The organism is Streptococcus sp. HMSC072D05 (assembly GCF_001815805.1).
Taxonomy (GTDB): Bacteria; Bacillota; Bacilli; order Lactobacillales; family Streptococcaceae; genus Streptococcus.
Map to the genome: position 1 here is coordinate 1 of NZ_KV821984.1, position 435 is coordinate 435.

1 protein-coding gene is annotated in these 435 nt (G+C 43.0%); it reads left to right on the forward strand.

The window, feature by feature from the left end; genetic code table 11:
• The coding region (locus HMPREF3057_RS01130; protein WP_257370548.1) for a hypothetical protein at positions 1-435 on the forward strand (435 nt) is incomplete at both ends.

The window sequence follows — 435 nt, forward strand, 5'->3', positions numbered from 1 at the left end:
GGTTGTTCCGGGTGAAGGAAGCTATACAATTGATAAAGATGGTAAGATTACCTTTACTCCAGAACCAGACTTTGTTGGTACAGCTAAAGGATTGGTTGTGAAACGTTTGGATGTGTATGGAAATGTAGTTACTGCTCGCTACACACCAACTGTCCTTGGACAAACACAAGTGAGTGATGCGACATCAGAAGGTCTTAAAGGTCAAACTCAGACTGGTAAACCAAACTTTACAGGTGATGTCGATCTGACAGTTCCGCCAACCTTTGAAGATGGAACAACTGAAAAAGTCGTTCCAGGCGAAGGAACTTATGTAATCTCACCAGATGGCACCGTCACATTTACCCCTGAGGCAGACTTTGTAGGACAAGCCAAAGGTGTGAAAGTGATCCGTAAAGATCGCAATGGAAATATCATTTCAGGATTCTATACTCCAAC